Consider the following 17,029-nt stretch of genomic DNA (forward strand, 5'->3'; position numbering starts at 1 on the left):
AAGTCAATGAATTTGACCATTGAACTTCCTATAACCAAGGATTTCCACTTGAACAGTCAAATCAAACATAAACTTCGTATCAAATCCAGTTCATCTGAAAGCATTATAGAAGCCCCTAGATAGAACTTGGACAAAAGATACTCCCTCTAACCAACATGTGTAACCATTTATCATACACGCTACTAAACCATATGTTGGAAATCTCTGTGAATTACATTTAGAGTAAATTCACAAAACGCCGTGACAAAAAGCTACCCAAATTGAATGATTCACTGTCATTAAAGAACATCAATGTAGATGAACGAATCGCTACCCAGTTTATCTGCACGCAACTAGTGACAAGTTAAAAGAAGGAGAATCTCTCCATCTAGTTCTTTATCCTACTGACTGTGAAATCATCATACGTGACAATACCGCCTACCACCCGACTGACATTTTCGTTCAGTCCACGCTACTGTACCTTGTAAAAGGAGTACTTACTTTATGAACAAATCAGAACACAGACACCAACTTATCCGCGCCCTCGTTTCAAAAAACAAAATCCATACTCAAGCTGAATTACAAGCCTTATTAGCGGAAAATGATATCCAAGTTACTCAGGCTACCTTATCACGCGATATCAAAACCATGAACCTTTCAAAAGTGCGCGAAGAGGATAATTCTTACTATGTGCTAAATACAGGATCTATCTCCAAGTGGGAAAAACGTCTTGAAAACTATATGGAAGACGCTCTTGTTATGCTACGTCCTGTGCAACACCAGGTTATTTTGAAAACTTTACCCGGTTTAGCCCAATCATTTGGATCTGTAATTGATTCCTTGGCCTTTCCAGATATCGTTGCAACCCTTTGTGGAGACGATGTCTGCATGATTATCTGTGAAGATGCTACAAAAGCGCAAGCTTGTTTTGAGAGTCTCAAAAAATATACACCACCATTTTTCTTTAGTGAATAAAACAAATCCCGTGATTAAAAGATCACGGGAATTTTTTATTTCTTTGACTGTGTTTCTTCTTTCTTTGTACGCGTCAATCGAAGAGCACGTTTAGGATTTAGACGATTAAACAATTCTTCTAGTTTCTTTTCATTCCACACATCTGCTGCAGAAACAAAATTTCCATCTGCATCTCGGAATGATATCGGTTTATCTCCCATATCAATCTCCTAGTCTACAAATTCAAATTCAAATTTACCAATTCGGACCAAGTCACCATCTTTGGCACCACGTGCACGAAGAGCTTCGTCAACCCCCATACCACGAAGCTGACGGGCAAACTTCATGACCGATTCGTCACGGTCAAAGTTGGTCATGTTAAAGAGTTTCATGAGTTTTTCACCAGAAAGTACCCATGTCGCATCATCATCACGACTAATCTCAAAGGCTTTTTCTTCCTCGTCAAAGCCATAGTAAGCCTCTTCTTCCATATCGGATTCATCATAAATCGGGAATTCTGGAGTCTTGTCTAACAATTCAGCTGTCGCGTCCAAAAGAGTCGCCAACCCTTGCTTGGTCAATCCAGAAATAGGGAAGATAGCTGGAAGTTCCTCAAACTCGTCGTAGTTTGCTGCCAACTTCTCCTTGAAAGTTTTAAGATTTTCCTGACTTTCAGGCATATCCATCTTGTTGGCTACAATGATCTGTGGACGTTCCATGAGACGAAGGTTATAAGATTCCAATTCTTTATTGATAGCAAGGTAGTCCTCATAAGGATCACGTCCTTCGCTAGCTGACATATCGATGACATGGAGGATAACTCGTGTACGTTCAATATGACGGAGAAACTGGGTTCCAAGACCAACACCTTGACTAGCCCCTTCAATCAAACCTGGAAGATCTGCTACTGCAAAAGATTCACCTGACTGCGTACGAACCATACCTAAATTAGGGACAATCGTCGTAAAGTGGTAAGCACCGACTTTAGGTTTAGCTGAAGTGATGACACTAAGCAAAGTTGACTTTCCAACAGATGGGAAACCGACCAAACCGACATCCGCTAAGATTTTCAATTCCAGTTGCAACTCACGTTCTTGTCCTGGTTCTCCATTCTCAGAGATTTCAGGTGCAGGATTTTTGGGAGTGGCAAAACGGATGTTTCCACGACCACCTCGACCGCCATGAGCCACGATAAATTCTTGACCATGTTCAATCAAGTCTGTAATTACTTTGCCAGTTTCTGCATCACGTACAGTAGTCCCCTGTGGTACGCGAACACGAAGATCTTCTGCACCACGTCCGTGCATTCCTTTGGTCATCCCTTTTTCACCGGAATCAGCCTTGAAATGACGGTTATAGCGGAAATCCATCAAGGTACGCAAACCTTCGTCTACCACGAAAACAACGTTACCTCCTCGTCCACCATCACCACCCCAAGGACCGCCATTAGGGACATATTTTTCACGGCGAAAGGCAACCATGCCATCGCCACCATTACCAGCCTTAACCTTAATCTTGGCTGTATCTAAAAACATACTCATATTTTCTTCTCACTTTAAAAAGGCTGGGGAGAACCCAGTCATTAGTTATTGTTTCTATCCTCGTAGCTTGCTTAGAATCTACTAAAAGCTCCAAGCGCAGTTGCAAAGATACCAGCAAGGGTTACAAACAACATGATGAGCACGACAACAAGCGTCACCTTTTCAAACAAAGTTTTCTTACGTTTTCCGTTATCTCCAAAAGCCATAACTTCTCCTTTTTTTATATAATTCTAATTTAATAGTCTGTCGAAACTGGTGCAATCAACCATAAAATGATATAAGCAAGAACTCCTGTCCCATAACAAAATGCAAGAACAGCCCAAATGACACGAACAATTGTTGGATCGATATCAAAATAATGAGCAACTCCTGCGCATACTCCACCAATTTTTTGATCTTTCCCGCTTCTCATTAATTTTTTCATTTTTTCTTCCTCTTATTCTATTATTTGAATTCGTCTCTCCAATAATCTCTGATGCTAGACAATTGTTTTCGAGACGCTCTTAAAATACGCTTGGATTCTTTTACTGGGCTTGTAACAGCCTGTTGAGGTAGATAGAGAATCGTTTTTAAAAAGCGCTGAGTGACAGGTTGTCCATCATGTAGCTCATGTTCAAAGTTATTTGAGATAATGGCATCAAGGTAAAACTCATGTACTCGTTTCCCAAAATTTTCAGCCGAAATCTCGTACAACTTATCCGCCAACTTTTGTTCAGACATATCAGGAGTAGCGATCAAAGCTTCAAGGATAGCTCCTGCAAGCTCTCGTTCTCCATAGTAGAGGGTCCCAAACATTTTATCATTGATCAGATTTTCAAGATAGGGATTGCCATGAGCAATAACAGGCGTTCCACTGGCTAGACTTTCTAGATAGGTTAAACCCTGAGTTTCACTCGTAGAGGCTGAAATAAAGAAATCAGCTGCCTTATAGTACAAGGCTGTCTCACTTGGAGCAATCATACCTGTAAAAATCACATGTTTTTGTATGTTTAATTTCCCTGCTTGTTCTTTCAGACTATCCAGATAAGGTCCGTCTCCAGCAACAACCAACTTCACCTTGTCTTCTTCTTTCAAAACCTGCGCAAAGGCAGCTAAGACTGCTTGGATATTCTTCTCATAAGAAATACGCGAAAGGCTCAGTAGCATTTTCTCGCCTTCCTGAATACCTAACTTCGAACGAAGCTCTTGTAAGTTTTCGTCTTTGATCTCAGGTCGTTCAAACTTAGCCAGCTCAATTCCAGTTGGGATGACACGCTTTTCAACCTTGACTTTGTATTTAGATAAAAGGTCACGAACAATCTCACTAGGGCAAATCACGCCATCTACATCATGAAGGAAGCCACGCACCAAATATTTTACCATACTCGGACGAATTAGCATGCCCTTAGCAATGTAATGCACATAGTCTTCATACTGGGTATGGTAGGTATGAATAACTGGAATTTTCAATTCTCTAGCAATCCAAATCCCTAACAAACCAAGAGAAAATTCTGTCTGGGTATGAATAATATCGAGTTGATACTGCTTGGCAATTTCAAGCGCCTTTGTAAAACCTCGGTAGGCAAATCGTCGATCCTTAAATGCAAAGAAAGGGACACTCGGAATGCGAATAATTTGCCAATCCTCGTATCGATTCACATCTTTATCAGTTGTTGTAAAGATAAAAACTGCATGCCCCTGCTTTTCAAGCTCAGTTTTCAAAGTCCGAATACTAGTCGCGACCCCGGAAACCTGAGGGAAATAGGTATCTGTAAATAAACCAATTCGCATAAATTACCTCACTTTTTGCCCAAAGCAGCCTGTTCTCGATAAAATTTTAACCAGATTTCCAACAAATGCTCCTCAGAGTACTCTTTGGAGATCTCGCGAGCTTTTTCTTTCAAGTCCTTTAAGGCTTCAGGGTCATTCTTGTATTCTAGGATTGCTTCTCTCATCTCGGAAACATCACTTGTAGCACGATAATTCCCATCAAGAATAACCTTATACAGATCCAAATCTCTTAACATAATAGGAGCCTCGCAACTAGCGGCCTCTAAGATGGTCATAGGGAATAATTCATTGTAACTTGGTAGCAAGAATAGATCCGCCATAGCGTAAAGCTCCCGCATCCGTTCGGGTGACACAATCCCAGGGAAAATAAGATTTTCAGGTGGCTTGTCCATTATCTTCTTGTAGCGTTCATAACCATCTGTCATCCCACCAAATGAAAAACCACCTGCCCAGATAAAGGTAATTTCTGGCAATTCCTCAGCAAGACGAATAAAATCATCAATTCCTTTACGTTTCTGAACTTGACCCGCACCGATTACGACAAACTGATCTTCCGCAAGATCCATTTCCTTCCGGAGTTGTGCAACCTGTTCAGCTGGTAATGGATGCCATTTTTCTTTGTTTACAAAGTTTGGAATATAAGTTACTTTTTCACGCGGAATACCAGCAGCCACCAAATCCTCGATAAACATGGGATTGACCACCACCAAGTGTTCCATTCGGTTGTAAAAGGAAAAAACATAGCGTTTGACAATTCCTTTTAGGAAAAATGGAATCTTCAAACTCCCCTCAAGCGTATCAGGCAAAAAATGCACATAGCCAATTTTTCTCCCAGAGCGTTTCTTTTGGAAAGTAGATAAATAATAAGGGAAATCAATGGTGTGAAAATGAGTTACATCTGCCTCTACAGGAAGATTCTCTGTAACAATCAACTGGTCTTTGGCATCGCGGTGAAGGAGACTAACCAATTCTCGATAAGCTCCTGACACTCCTTGACCAGCTACTTTTTCACTTGAACTTAGCATATTAATACGCAATTTTTCGTTTTCCATACCTTTCATTATACCATTTTATTTCCAGAAAATCAGCAAAAGAAAGAAGAGACGATTGGAAAAAGGATAAAATTACCTTTTTTCCAATCGTCTCTCGCATTTTTCTTAGTCTTTATTTAATTCCTAGAGCGATACGTGCATATCGGCTCATTTTTTCAACCGTCCAAGCTGGATACCAGACCAATTTGACCTCGGTATTAGTTACCTCAGGCACATCTGTCATCGCATCATGTATCTGGTCTGTCAAAAGGTCAGCCAGTGGGCAGCCCATAGTTGTCAAGGTCATATCAATTTCAGTGTGACCTGTTTCACCATCAAAACGAATTTCATAAATCAAACCTAGGTTGACAATATCAATCCCCAACTCAGGGTCGATGACTTCTTCCAAGGCATTTAAAATGCGTGTTTTGATTGTTTCAATTTGCTCTTCTGTATAAGCCATGTTCATCCTCACTCTTAGTCTTCAATAAAATCACGAAGGGGTTTGCTGCGACTTGGTTGGCGCAATTTTCTCAAAGCCTTGGCCTCGATCTGACGGATACGCTCACGAGTCACGTTAAAGACTTTCCCAACATCTTCAAGAGTACGCATTTTCCCATCATCTAGCCCGAAGCGCAAGCGCAAGACGTTTTCTTCACGGTCTGTGAGAGTATCCAAAACCTCATCCAACTGCTCACGCAAAACGATACGAGTTGTGTAGTCTACTGGATTTTCAATCACTTCGTCTTCGATAAAGTCCCCAAGATGGCTATCGTCCTCTTCACCAATCGGTGTTTCAAGTGATACTGGTTCTTGAGCGATTTTCAAGATTTCACGCACCTTGTCAGGTGTCATATCCATACGCTCAGCGATTTGTTCAGGAGTTGGATCTTGACCCAATTCTTGAAGGAGATTCCGCTGTTCACGGACAAGCTTGTTAATGGTTTCTACCATGTGGACAGGGATACGGATAGTGCGGGCCTGGTCAGCGATGGCACGAGTGATTGCCTGACGAATCCACCAAGTTGCATACGTAGAAAACTTAAATCCTTTTGAATAGTCAAACTTGTCCACGGCCTTCATCAAGCCCATGTTTCCTTCTTGAATCAAGTCAAGAAACTGCATGCCACGCCCTACGTAGCGCTTAGCGATAGAAACTACCAAACGAAGGTTGGCTTCTGCAAGACGTTGTTTGGCTTCGATATCACCAGCCTCAACTGCTAGGGCCAATTCTTTTTCCTCTTCATTTGTCAAGAGAGGAACAACCCCAATTTCCTTCAAATACATACGGACAGGGTCATTAACCTTGGCAGAAGTTGAGCCAATCAGGTCCTCATCACTGAGTTCTGGTTCTTCTTCTGCACTAAGAACACGCGCACTTGGATTTCCTTCATTATCTGTGATAGAAATTCCAGCATCCTGAATCCGTTGCAAAAGGTCTTCAATGCCGTCTGCATCGAGGGTGAAAGGAATAACCAGACTTGAATTGATTTCGTCATCTGTTGCTGTTCCTGTTTTTTTGTGGTTACGGATAAAGTCTGCTACTTGCACATCAAATGTCGTTACTTCTTTTTGTTTTGTTGCCATTATTACTCCATTCTTCTCTTTTGGGAAATCAATCGTTGCAATTCTTCCAAGGCTGTGTCTGTATCTCCTACATGACTAGCTTCCTGCACTTTCTTTTTAATTCTTAAGTTGTCCTTGCTGAGGAGGGCACGGTTTCGAGTCGCTTCGACTTCCGCTAGCTCTTGGGGCGACATCTCAACTGGCAAATCCAAGCTAAGCACGTGGTACCAAGCATTTTCAACTTCAGGTGTCTGATGAGAAAGCTCCTCTGAGGCGATTTCTCCCTGCTCACTTAATAATTCGTAAAGAATCTGAAATTCTGGGGTATCAAAGAAAAAATCTTCTCTTAATCGATAGTCATTCAAAACAACTGGGTTCTCAGCCATCCTATAGAGGAGATGTGCCTCTGCTCTCATGACTGCTGTCAGTTGGCGCGTTACAGGCAAACTAATCGCTGCTGGAGGTTGCTCCTCTTTAACTCTTTCCTGCCTCTGAACAATGCGACTTTCATTTACTATCTGTTCCACCTGCTGGTAATCAAAAGAAAGTAGATTATCCGCCAGAATGTGGATATAAGAATTCTGGGCAGTGATAGACTTTTCCTTGGCGATTAGGGGCGCAATCTTTTCAATGAACTCAATTTGCGCCTGTAAGTTATCACTATTTTCTGGCTTGAGCTGGTGAATATAGAACTCTATAGGACTAATCCGGGTCTTGGTTAAAAGGTAAGCCAGGTCTTCAGTAGAATTCTTTTGCAAATACTCATCTGGGTCCATGGCATCAGGTACTCGAACAACCTCCACTGAAAAGTCTTTTAACTCCTCTAAAGCCTTGGCTGTTGCTGCCTGCCCTGCCTTGTCGCCATCATAGCTGAGAACAATTTTTTTGGTAAAGCGTTTGAGGTGGTCAACATGCTCCTTGCTTAAGGCTGTTCCCATGGAAGCTACAGCATTTTCTATACCAGCACGGTAGGCTGCAATCACATCCATGAAGCCTTCCATCAGATAGAGCTCTGTAACCTTACCTGTTCCCTTTTTTGCCTTGTCCAAATGATACAATTCGTAACTCTTGTTAAAAATTGCAGTTGAACGGCTATTTTTATACTTGGCAGTCTGACTATCCGTTTCTTGCCAGATACGACCTGAAAATGCAATAACCTGCCCCTTGTCATTGGTCAAAGGAAAGATGATCCGTCCAAAAAAAGTATCATAAAATTGATTGCCATCTGACAGATAAAACAAGCCGGAATCCAATAAATCCTTTTCCTCAAACTTGTCAGCTAAACGTTGGTAGAGATAGGTTCTCTCTGCTGGAGCTAGCCCAATCTGAAAGTGCTTCAGAACATCATCTGTCAATCCGCGTTTGTAGAGATAAGCCCTTGCTTCTTCTCCCATCTTGGTCGTCATGAGGATGGCATGGTAAAAACGGGCAGCTTCTTCATGCATATCATATAGAGCTTGATGAGGGGAAGCTTGTTGGGGACGAGACTGAACCGGCATAGCTAGTTGAATACCGACGCGCTCTCCTAAGAGCTGAACGGCTTCCATGAAGGACACGCCTTGGTATTCTTCGATAAACTTAAAGACATCTCCTGAACGCCCACATCCAAAACAGTGATAAAACTGCTTGTCTTCCACAACGTTGAAAGAGGGGGTCTTTTCACCATGAAAAGGACAGAGCCCTAAATAGTTCCGTCCAGCCTTTTGTAAAGAAATCACATCACCTATGACTTCCACAATGTTGGCATTGTTTTTGATTTCTTCAATGACTTGCTTGTCAACCATACACAATACCTCCATCTTATCATAGTTTCACGTAAACTAGTATAGCTTATTTCTGAAAAAAAGTAAACCATTTCATACGCTTTCCGTAATTCTCTTTGCCTTATTTTTCTAGATTGAAATAGAAGATAAAAAAACTCAGAAACACTTCCATGTTTCTAAGTTAATCTTCACTATTTTTTGATGAAATACAGGCTCATCTATTCAAATAATTGATAGTAGTCTGAAATTTTCATCTGAGCTTTTTCTTCTTTATTGAGGTCTTGGATGATACGACCTTCCTTCATGACAATCAGACGATTGCCATACTTCAGTGCATCTTCCATATGGTGGGTAATCATCAAGGCTGTTAGATGATCCTTGCTGACAAAGTCATCTGTTAACTCCATCAAGGCAACACTGGTCTTTGGGTCAAGGGCTGCTGTGTGTTCATCCAACAAGAGCAACTCTGGTCGTTTCAAGGTTGCCATCAAGAGACTCAAGGCCTGACGTTGACCACCTGATAGAAATTCAATCGGAGTATCTAGATGCTTTTCAAGACCATTTCCCACTTTTTCAATGGTAGTCTGAAACTCTTCTCTATGGCTTGAAAGTCTCCTAGGAAGGAGTCCTCTCTTCTCACCACGAAACTTGGCAATTAAGAGATTTTCCGCCACCGTCATACGGGGAGCCGTCCCCATCTTAGGATCCTGAAAGACACGAGACAAGTACTTAGCCCGCTTTTCAGGTGAAAAATGCGTCACATCCTCGCCCATGATACGGATACTTCCACTTGTTAAAGGTAAGGTACCTGCAATAGTGTTAAAAAGTGTTGACTTCCCTGCTCCATTTCCACCTAGGATGGTAATGAAATCATGTTCGAAAATTTCAAGAGAAACATCATTCAGAATGATTTTTTCTTCGTCAAAGCCATTCGTGATGACTTTGGTAGCATTTTTTAATTCTACAATTGCTGTCATTTGCTAAACTTGACTCCTTTCAGGTATTTGCTTTTGAAGGTTGGAATCATGAGACAAACTGCCAAAATCAAGGCGCTGTACAAACGAAGATAACTTGTATTAAACCCAAGAGCTATCACTCCCCAAACGAGGAACTGATAAGCAATAGACCCTACAACGATGGTCATGAGTCGCTCTGCCAGAGTCAAACTCTTGAACAAAACCTCACCAATAATCAAGCTAGCAAGCCCTACGACAATCACGCCGATTCCTCGAGAAACATCTGCATATCCTTCTTGTTGAGCAATCAAGGCCCCTGCAAGCGCGATAATTCCATTTGAGAGAACCAAACCCATGAGTTCCATACGTCCCGTATTGATACCAAAGCTACGTGCCATATCAGGATTGTCACCGGTAGCGATGTAGGCCTGACCTAGTTTGGTATCTAGGAAAAAGAGCATGAGACCAATAACAAGAGCTACAAAGATTAATCCAGTCAGCAGTTGGTTAAGGTCTGAATCGAAAGGCAAGACATCCTGAATTTGCTTGGTTCCAAGAAGCCCCAGATTGGCACGCCCCATAATCATGAGCATGATGGAATGGCAGGAAGTCATGACCAGAATCCCTGATAAGAGAGTTGGGATTTTTCCTTTGGTATATAAGAGACCTGTCGCCATTCCAGCTAGACAGCCCGCTCCTACTGCGGCTAGGGTTGCTAAAAATGGGTTGACTCCCTGTGTTATCAAGGTTACAGTTACTGCTCCCCCAAGAGGAAAAGAACCTTCAGTAGTCATATCAGGGAAATTCAAAATTCGAAAAGTCATAAAGATTCCCAAACCTAAAATCGCCCAGACCATCCCCTGAGAAATAATGGATACTATCATAATCTTTCACTCATTTCTTTCTTTAGTAAAAATGGGAGGAGATGTGTCCAGCTCCTCCTTTATCTTTATTCAATCACTTGTCCTGCTTCTTTTAGAACGGACTCAGGAATGGTGATACCAAGTTCCTGCGCTAGTTTTTTGTTAATCACTGACTTACCAGTTGAAAAGACATTAACTGGCGTATCAGCTGGTTTTTCACCTTTCAAAACTTTGGCAATCATTTTACCAGTAGCCACTCCAAGATCATGTTGGTCAACTACTACAGATGCTAATCCACCTGCTTCTACCATGGCAGTGGCACTTGGGTAGATTGGCTTTTTAGCTGTTTGGTTGCTTGAAACAACTGTTGAGAATGCAGATGCGATGGTGTTGTCAATTGGAACCCAAATCGCATCGACCTTGCTGGTCATAACATTGACTGTTGAAGCAATTTCATTTGTTGATGGAACGGCAAAGGTTTCGACTGTCAAACCTGCTTTTTCAGCATAAGCCTTGAATTCTTCAACTTGTGATTTTGAGTTATCTTCACTGCTTGAGTAGAGAGCGCCGATTGTTTTGACATTTGGTGTCAAAGTTTTAATCAATTCCACTTGCTGTTCAGCTGGGTTATGATCTGACACCCCTGTAATGTTGCCACCTGGTTTTTTCAAATCTTTGACCAAGTTAGCACCGATTGGGTCTGTAATAGCAGCCATGATAACAGGTAGGTCTTTTGTAGCACTAGCAAGTCCTTGAGCAGCTGGTGTCGCAATCCCAACAACAACGTCGTTTCCATTTGCTACCAATTGTTTACTCATGGTTGCAACCTTGCTCTGATCACCTTCTGAGTTCATAAAGTCGATTTTTACTTGGTCGTCCTTATAGCCTTCTTCAGCTAGTCCATCTTGAATCCCTTGGTAAATTAAGTCCAAGGATGGGTGACTAACAAATTGAAGGACACCAACCTTAGCAACCTTTTGCTCTTCCTTAGCTGCTGGCTTGTTCATTGATGAATAAATCAAGCTAGCCACTACCAATACTGCTAATCCAGCGACAATTCCAATCAAACGTTTATTTTTCATTTTTCTTTCTCCTTAATTCTTTTACCTTAACTTGTTAAATCACATCATCAAGCGATGCCATCGTTTAAATTCCAATATCTTTCCTCCCCATAGAAAAAGTCCTCACACAAAAAACTTGTGTGAGGACGTCGATGCGCGGTGCCACCTCAATTATAGGGAATATCCCTATCGCTCTTTCTCGCAATAACGAGTTGCACTGTAAGGTGTGCTCACCGAATTTTTATGATTTCAAATTCTTAAGTACATTCAGCCCAATTTCATCAATTTCATCTATCTGCTTTCACCAACCACAGACTCTCTAAAAAATGAGCAAGATTACTTTCTGAATGTTTAAATTATATCATTTTTCAACTACTTGTCAAGCTTATTTTTAGAATTATTTAAACAATTCAAAAACTTCCCCTTGAAAAAAGAGGAAGTTTGTAGAATATCAGCCTGAATTACGCAAACCGGTTGCAATTCCGTTGATAGTTGTATGGATCAGTTTTTCTTCGTCAGCCGACAATTCGCCGCGACGTTGACGTTTGATCAACTCCAACTGAATGTAGTTCAGGATATTAAAGTAAGGCATACGATAGTTTAGACTGTCTTTTAGGTAAGAGTTTTCTGCCAAGAGTTCGTCATAGCCTTCGATAGCTAAAATAACGTCCTTAGTCAACTGCCATTCATCTAAAATAGTGTAGTAGATAGCTTGTACTTCCTCGTCTTCACAGAGCTTGGCATATTCAAAAGCAATGTTCATATTAGACTTAGACAAGACCATGTCTACATTGGAAAGCAAAGATTGGAAGAAAGGCCAGTTTTGGTACATATCACGAAGAAACTCGATATTCTTTGGATCTTGATCTATAAACTCTTTAAAGCTGGATCCTACTCCATACCATCCAGGGAACATGACACGGCTTTGTGACCATGAGAAGACCCAAGGAATGGCACGCAAACCGCCAATTTCAGTGATGGTCTTACGAGCTGCTGGACGCGAACCGATATTGAAGCTTGAAATAGCCTTGATTGGACTTGATTCAAAGAAATAGTCATAGAAATGTTCATTTCCAAAGACCAAATCACGGTAGATATCATAACTACGGTCTACTACTTGATCCATGATGGCTTCGTAACGATTTGACGTATTGGTATCACTCTTCTTCTTGGTAATCATACGGTTAATGGCTGCAGAAACCAACATTTCAAGGTTGTAATAAGCAGCGTCTTTGTTACCGTATTTGTTTCCAATGACTTCTCCTTGCTCAGTCAGTCGGATGCGGTCCTTGATAGACTTGAGTGGTTGAGATGTGATAGCTTCATAAGTTGGTCCACCACCACGACCCACAGTACCACCACGACCGTGGAAGAAAGTGACTTTAACGCCAAATTCATCCCCGATAGCAGTCAGTTGTTGTTGCGCTTTATAGAGGGTCCAACATGATGACAGGTAACCACCGTCTTTGTTACTATCAGAGTAGCCAAGCATGATTTCTTGGTAGTTGTCTTTTGAAGCAATCCATTTTTTAGCCAAAGGTAGAGAGAAATATCTTCTCATAGTCTCTTCTGAGTGATCCAAGTCTTCGATTGTTTCAAAGAGGGGAACAATCTGAACACGAGCTTTTTGAGCATCCACCAAGCCGACTTCCTTAAGCATAATGGCTAGCTCTAACATATCGGATACACTAGTTGCGTGCGAAATGATAGTTTGACGAATAACATTTTCACCCAGTTTATCCTTCAACTTGCGCGCAGCTTTAAAGATAGAGAGTTCTTTTTCAAGCAGTTCTGACTTTTCAGCATGAGTCGCTGAGAGGATACGAGGATCTTCTTCCAACTCTTTTAAGAGGAGGGTACATTTTTCGTCTTCTGACAGATCGCTATAGTGGTCGTTGATGCCAGCAGATGCTAGCAATTCTGCCACACAGGCTTCGTGAACACTAGAATCTTGGCGCATATCAATAGAAGCAAGGTAGAAACCAAAAATTTCGACAGCTTGCATCAACTCGACAAATTCTCCTGAAATCAGGTATTCTCCTTTGTTCTCAAGGAGAGAGTCGCGAATGGCCAACAAATCTTGATAAAATTCATCTGCAGTAGCATATCTAGGCTGAAGGTTCTTGTCTTCAATCAAATAAGCCTTGGTTGCCTGCATCTTAGCTTGGATGTCAAAGAGGGCACGGCGATAGAGTTCTTTTTCACGATAAATGGAGTTATCTTGTGACTTCAGCGCCATCTCACGAACTTTATCACTGACATTCACGATACTGGTTGACAGTGAAAATTCACGATAAAGATTATAAATCTTTTCATCGTAGTAGTTCATGATGACTTCGCATTGAGTCAAGGCTGATTTGTTAAGAGTTTCTGCAGTTACGAAAGGATTCCCATCACGGTCTCCTCCAATCCACATCCCCATAGTAATTGGTTTTGGATGTTGGATCTCAATTCCTTGTTCTTTAGCTAGTTTCTTATACTCAGCCGTCAAACGTGGAACAGCATTCAGGAAAGAACTTTGGTAATACTCCATCACGTTGGTGATTTCGTTGGTTACTTTCAATTTTTTCTCACGAATCATGTCCGTTTGCATGATAATTTCAATGTAACGACGGAGATCCGTGTGCCATTTTTCTTTATTAATCAAGCCGAGTTTAACATCACGGTACTTGCGCAAAAGCGTATGGATATGGTTGGTTAAATCCAGCATACTCTTGCGTTGTACTTGCGTTGGATGGGCGGTCAAGACAGGAACGACATTTAACTTTTCTAAAATTTCGGCTGCATTTTCTTTTTCAGCTACCATCTTAATCGTTGTAGATAGTTTTCCTAGATAGTCTTGGTCCACATTGTTTTGGTGATTGATTTCATAGGCCAAATCCACATCCTCAGAAATATTAATTAAAAGTGGAAGGATAGAGAAATAGCGTGAAATGTAAATCATTTCTTCATTCGAAAGACTGGTCACTAGGTCATTGAGCCCTTGATAATTCTCACTAGTTGATAATTCCTTCAACTGGATAATCTTTTCAAAGGTTTCTGGCGCTAGCATATTTTTTGTGATATCTTCTAATAGCTCAGTCAGAATCAAGACTTCTTCTTGGACGACTGCTTTATTACTATAGTTTTCTAATTTTTGAAGAGACATATACTTTCCTTTCCATTCAATCCTTACAGACTTTCATCGGTTTGATTTTCGTATTCTCTGATAAGTTTGGCACGTTTTTCACTTGCATCAATGTTCAGTACAAGCGCGATGGCTACGGATAATACCAGTAGACTGTTCCCACCTTGTGAAAGGAAGGGGAAGGTTACCCCTGTAGAAGGAATCAACCCTGAAATCCCACCGATATTGACAAAGACCTGAACAAGGATCATTCCTCCGACACCAATAGCAACCATGGAGTTAAAGGGATTCTTTGCTCGAATACCAACCAAGATGATTCGCAAAATCAAGAAGAAGAGTAAAGCCAAAATCATACTGGCTCCTACGAATCCAAACTCCTCGATAACAATCGAAAAGACAAAATCCGTATGGGCTTCTGGCAGATAACCACGCTTCTCAATAGAATTTCCCAGTCCCAGTCCGAACCAGCCACCATTTACCATTGCATAGTAGGAATTTGCGAGCTGGTGCCCTGCACCCGCCAAGTCATTAAAGGGATTAAAGAAGGCACTAAAACGTTTAGCAACGTAACCAAATACAGGAATTTGAGAGAACTTTTCAACCCCAACAAAGCGAATGACAGATAAGACTAACATTGAGCTCCCTGCCAAGAGAGCCAAAATGGTCGAGAACCAACGATAGGCGATCCCACTTACAGTATACATGATGAGCGCCACCAAGACCAAGATGGTCGCATTTCCCAAGTCTGGGAAAATTCCCAAGCTACCAATCAGAACCAGCAGAACAAAACGCCAGTCATTAAAAGCTCGAGGTAGCCACTGATTCTGTGTCAAAACCTGGAAGTCATAAACCGCAATCTCATCTTGTTGTTTTGAAAATCGATGTGCTAGGTACCAGATGATGATAATCTTAAGGTATTCCGCAGGCTGAATCGTTACAGGTCCTACAGAGATCCATCCGTATGCTCCATTGACAGGTGTTCCGACCAGTCGCGCCAGAGCTAAAAGAACCATCTCCACAATCATTACGATAAAGATGAGACGACCATTTCTTAAGAATCCTAATTTTAATTTATAGATTAAGGCAATCAGAATCAAACTAGCTATCCAGAAGATCCCCTGGTTACGCACCAATTGAAAGGCGCTTTTTCCTTCTTCAATCAAGGTTGCACTCGTTGTCGAGTACACCACAATCAGCCCCAAAATCGATAAAAGGAAGTAAGGGATCAAAATGGAATAGTTTAGTAGGTGCCTTTTACTAATTTTCATATTTCACCACTCTAATAGGAACAGACGCTTCTGTTCCCAATTCCGTTTTATTTTCTAGTTTTGATTGCTATTATACCACTTTTTCAGAAAGAAAAAAACTCTTATCCTTTAATCCTTCGAATTTTACCCATTTTCTAGTATCAGGTATAAAAAAAACAAATCTCTTTTGAGATTTGTTTTTTGCTTTCTTAGTTAGATGAAGAACTGCTACTTGAGCTTGAGTCACCACCACCGATGTATTGGGTGAAGATGTTTTGGAATGATTGGTCTTTAACCTTGATGTTTGCTGCTTGCAATTCTTTACCAATTACTCCTTGAACAAAGGCTGAATCATTTTGTTTTTGAGTCAAGATGATGGTCTTCAATTTTTCTTTATAATCCTCGATATTAGAAGATTTTTCTGTTTTCTTCGTTACTTTGACGATGTAGAACTGACTACTGTAGGCTTGTGTTCCAGTAGCTGTAATCACATCAGAAACCCCGTTCACATCCAAAGCAAAAGCTGCTTTCTTGACTTGTTCTGGAAGTTCTGTTGAAGCAGAGTCAAAAGTGATTTCTCCACCATTTTCTTTTGTTTTGTCGTCGTTAGAGTTGTCTTTTGCCAACTGAGCAAAATCTGCACCTTCTGCTTTAGCTTTCTCAAGTACTTCTTTTGCCTTGTCTTCATTATCCAAACGGATGATTTGAGCTGTTACATCTGGTGTGTAAGACTCAAAAGCTTTTTGGTAAGCTTCGTCTGTCAACTCACTCTCAGCAGCCTTCTTAACTGCCAATTCAACCAATTTGCTGGTACGGATTTGAGCTTTACGAGTCTCAGGTGTCATACCTGCACGTTGAAGCACGCTGTTGTAGCTATCGCCGTATTTCTTTTGTTCTTCAGCAACGGCATCATCCACATCTTTATCCGTTACCTCTGATCCATATTGTTGTTCAAATACTTTTTGGATGGTCATATTGAGCAAGACTTGTTGTGCAGTTGGATTGTTCTTTACTTCTTCAAAGAATTGATGCTCTGTAATCACATCGCCCTTCATGCTGATCAAATCTTTTCCTTCAGAACTGTTTGAACAAGCTGCAAGTGTTGCTACTGATAAAAGTGTGATGGCTCCTGCCATAAGTTTTTTCTTCATTTTTACTCCTTTTACGGTAA

Annotated in this window: 16 protein-coding genes and 1 other annotated feature; of the genes, 1 reads left to right on the forward strand and 15 read right to left on the reverse strand. The window is 41.1% G+C overall.

The features are described 5' to 3' along the window. Positions 1 to 483: 483 nt before the first annotated feature. The gene (locus MP387_RS05200) at positions 484 to 954 is read left to right on the forward strand and encodes an arginine repressor (RefSeq protein ID WP_242745530.1); all 471 of its coding nucleotides are present in this window, start codon (positions 484 to 486) and stop codon (positions 952 to 954) included. A gap of 35 nt (positions 955 to 989) precedes the next feature. On the opposite strand, the gene MP387_RS05205 is transcribed toward MP387_RS05200, so the two are convergent. The 15 genes from MP387_RS05205 to prsA all read right to left on the reverse strand — a co-directional run bounded on the left by MP387_RS05205 (position 990) and on the right by prsA (position 17,009). Further along, the gene (locus MP387_RS05205) at positions 990 to 1,154 is read right to left on the reverse strand and encodes a hypothetical protein (protein ID WP_242745537.1); all 165 of its coding nucleotides are present in this window, start codon (positions 1,152 to 1,154) and stop codon (positions 990 to 992) included. Between the two features lie 9 nt (positions 1,155 to 1,163). Beyond that, positions 1,164 to 2,474 (reverse strand): GTPase ObgE, encoded by a 1,311-nt coding sequence (gene obgE / locus MP387_RS05210; RefSeq protein ID WP_242745539.1) that lies wholly within the window; start codon positions 2,472 to 2,474, stop codon positions 1,164 to 1,166. 71 nt (positions 2,475 to 2,545) lie between these two features. Further along, positions 2,546 to 2,680 (reverse strand): DUF4044 domain-containing protein, encoded by a 135-nt coding sequence (locus MP387_RS05215; RefSeq protein WP_000863851.1) that lies wholly within the window; start codon positions 2,678 to 2,680, stop codon positions 2,546 to 2,548. 29 nt (positions 2,681 to 2,709) lie between these two features. Next, positions 2,710 to 2,898, reverse strand: a complete 189-nt coding sequence (locus MP387_RS05220; RefSeq protein ID WP_000735789.1) for a PspC domain-containing protein — start codon at positions 2,896 to 2,898, stop codon at positions 2,710 to 2,712. A gap of 20 nt (positions 2,899 to 2,918) precedes the next feature. Then, positions 2,919 to 4,244 (reverse strand): glycosyltransferase family 4 protein, encoded by a 1,326-nt coding sequence (locus MP387_RS05225; protein ID WP_242745541.1) that lies wholly within the window; start codon positions 4,242 to 4,244, stop codon positions 2,919 to 2,921. An 8-nt stretch (positions 4,245 to 4,252) separates the two neighbouring features. Then, positions 4,253 to 5,296 carry a glycosyltransferase family 4 protein gene (locus tag MP387_RS05230; RefSeq protein WP_242745548.1) on the reverse strand — a complete coding sequence of 348 codons (1,044 nt, stop codon included), beginning with the start codon at positions 5,294 to 5,296 and terminating at the stop codon, positions 4,253 to 4,255. 112 nt (positions 5,297 to 5,408) lie between these two features. Continuing rightward, on the reverse strand, positions 5,409 to 5,738 hold the full coding sequence (locus tag MP387_RS05235) for a metal-sulfur cluster assembly factor (RefSeq protein WP_000331930.1): 330 nt from the start codon (positions 5,736 to 5,738) through the stop codon (positions 5,409 to 5,411). 14 nt (positions 5,739 to 5,752) lie between these two features. Beyond that, positions 5,753 to 6,862: an RNA polymerase sigma factor RpoD gene (rpoD, locus tag MP387_RS05240; protein WP_000201892.1), complete on the reverse strand. Its 1,110-nt coding sequence runs from the start codon at positions 6,860 to 6,862 to the stop codon at positions 5,753 to 5,755. 2 nt (positions 6,863 to 6,864) lie between these two features. After that, a complete protein-coding gene (gene dnaG, locus MP387_RS05245) occupies positions 6,865 to 8,625 on the reverse strand; it encodes a DNA primase (RefSeq protein WP_242745550.1) in 1,761 nt (586 codons plus the stop codon). Positions 8,626 to 8,822: 197 nt separating this feature from the next. Further along, entirely contained in the window at positions 8,823 to 9,581 is a 759-nt protein-coding gene (locus MP387_RS05250; RefSeq protein ID WP_242745552.1) for an ABC transporter ATP-binding protein, read from the reverse strand. After that, positions 9,578 to 10,444 (reverse strand): ABC transporter permease, encoded by an 867-nt coding sequence (locus tag MP387_RS05255; protein WP_242745554.1) that lies wholly within the window; start codon positions 10,442 to 10,444, stop codon positions 9,578 to 9,580. Before MP387_RS05255 ends, MP387_RS05250 begins: the two co-directional genes overlap by 4 nt. Before the next feature lie 65 nt (positions 10,445 to 10,509). Continuing rightward, on the reverse strand, positions 10,510 to 11,505 hold the full coding sequence (gene trpX, locus MP387_RS05260; RefSeq protein ID WP_049479003.1) for a tryptophan ABC transporter substrate-binding protein: 996 nt from the start codon (positions 11,503 to 11,505) through the stop codon (positions 10,510 to 10,512). 118 nt (positions 11,506 to 11,623) lie between these two features. Next, positions 11,624 to 11,839: a binding site (T-box leader), on the reverse strand. A gap of 96 nt (positions 11,840 to 11,935) precedes the next feature. Next, the gene (gene ppc, locus MP387_RS05265) at positions 11,936 to 14,632 is read right to left on the reverse strand and encodes a phosphoenolpyruvate carboxylase (RefSeq protein WP_242745556.1); all 2,697 of its coding nucleotides are present in this window, start codon (positions 14,630 to 14,632) and stop codon (positions 11,936 to 11,938) included. Between the two features lie 23 nt (positions 14,633 to 14,655). Next, positions 14,656 to 15,879: a cell division peptidoglycan polymerase FtsW gene (gene ftsW / locus MP387_RS05270; protein WP_216728409.1), complete on the reverse strand. Its 1,224-nt coding sequence runs from the start codon at positions 15,877 to 15,879 to the stop codon at positions 14,656 to 14,658. A gap of 188 nt (positions 15,880 to 16,067) precedes the next feature. Then, positions 16,068 to 17,009 carry a peptidylprolyl isomerase PrsA gene (prsA, locus tag MP387_RS05275; protein WP_000728083.1) on the reverse strand — a complete coding sequence of 314 codons (942 nt, stop codon included), beginning with the start codon at positions 17,007 to 17,009 and terminating at the stop codon, positions 16,068 to 16,070. Positions 17,010 to 17,029 lie beyond the last annotated feature (20 nt).

The sequence above is a fragment of the Streptococcus oralis genome, assembly GCF_022749195.1.
Classification (GTDB): Bacteria; Bacillota; Bacilli; order Lactobacillales; family Streptococcaceae; genus Streptococcus; species Streptococcus oralis_CI.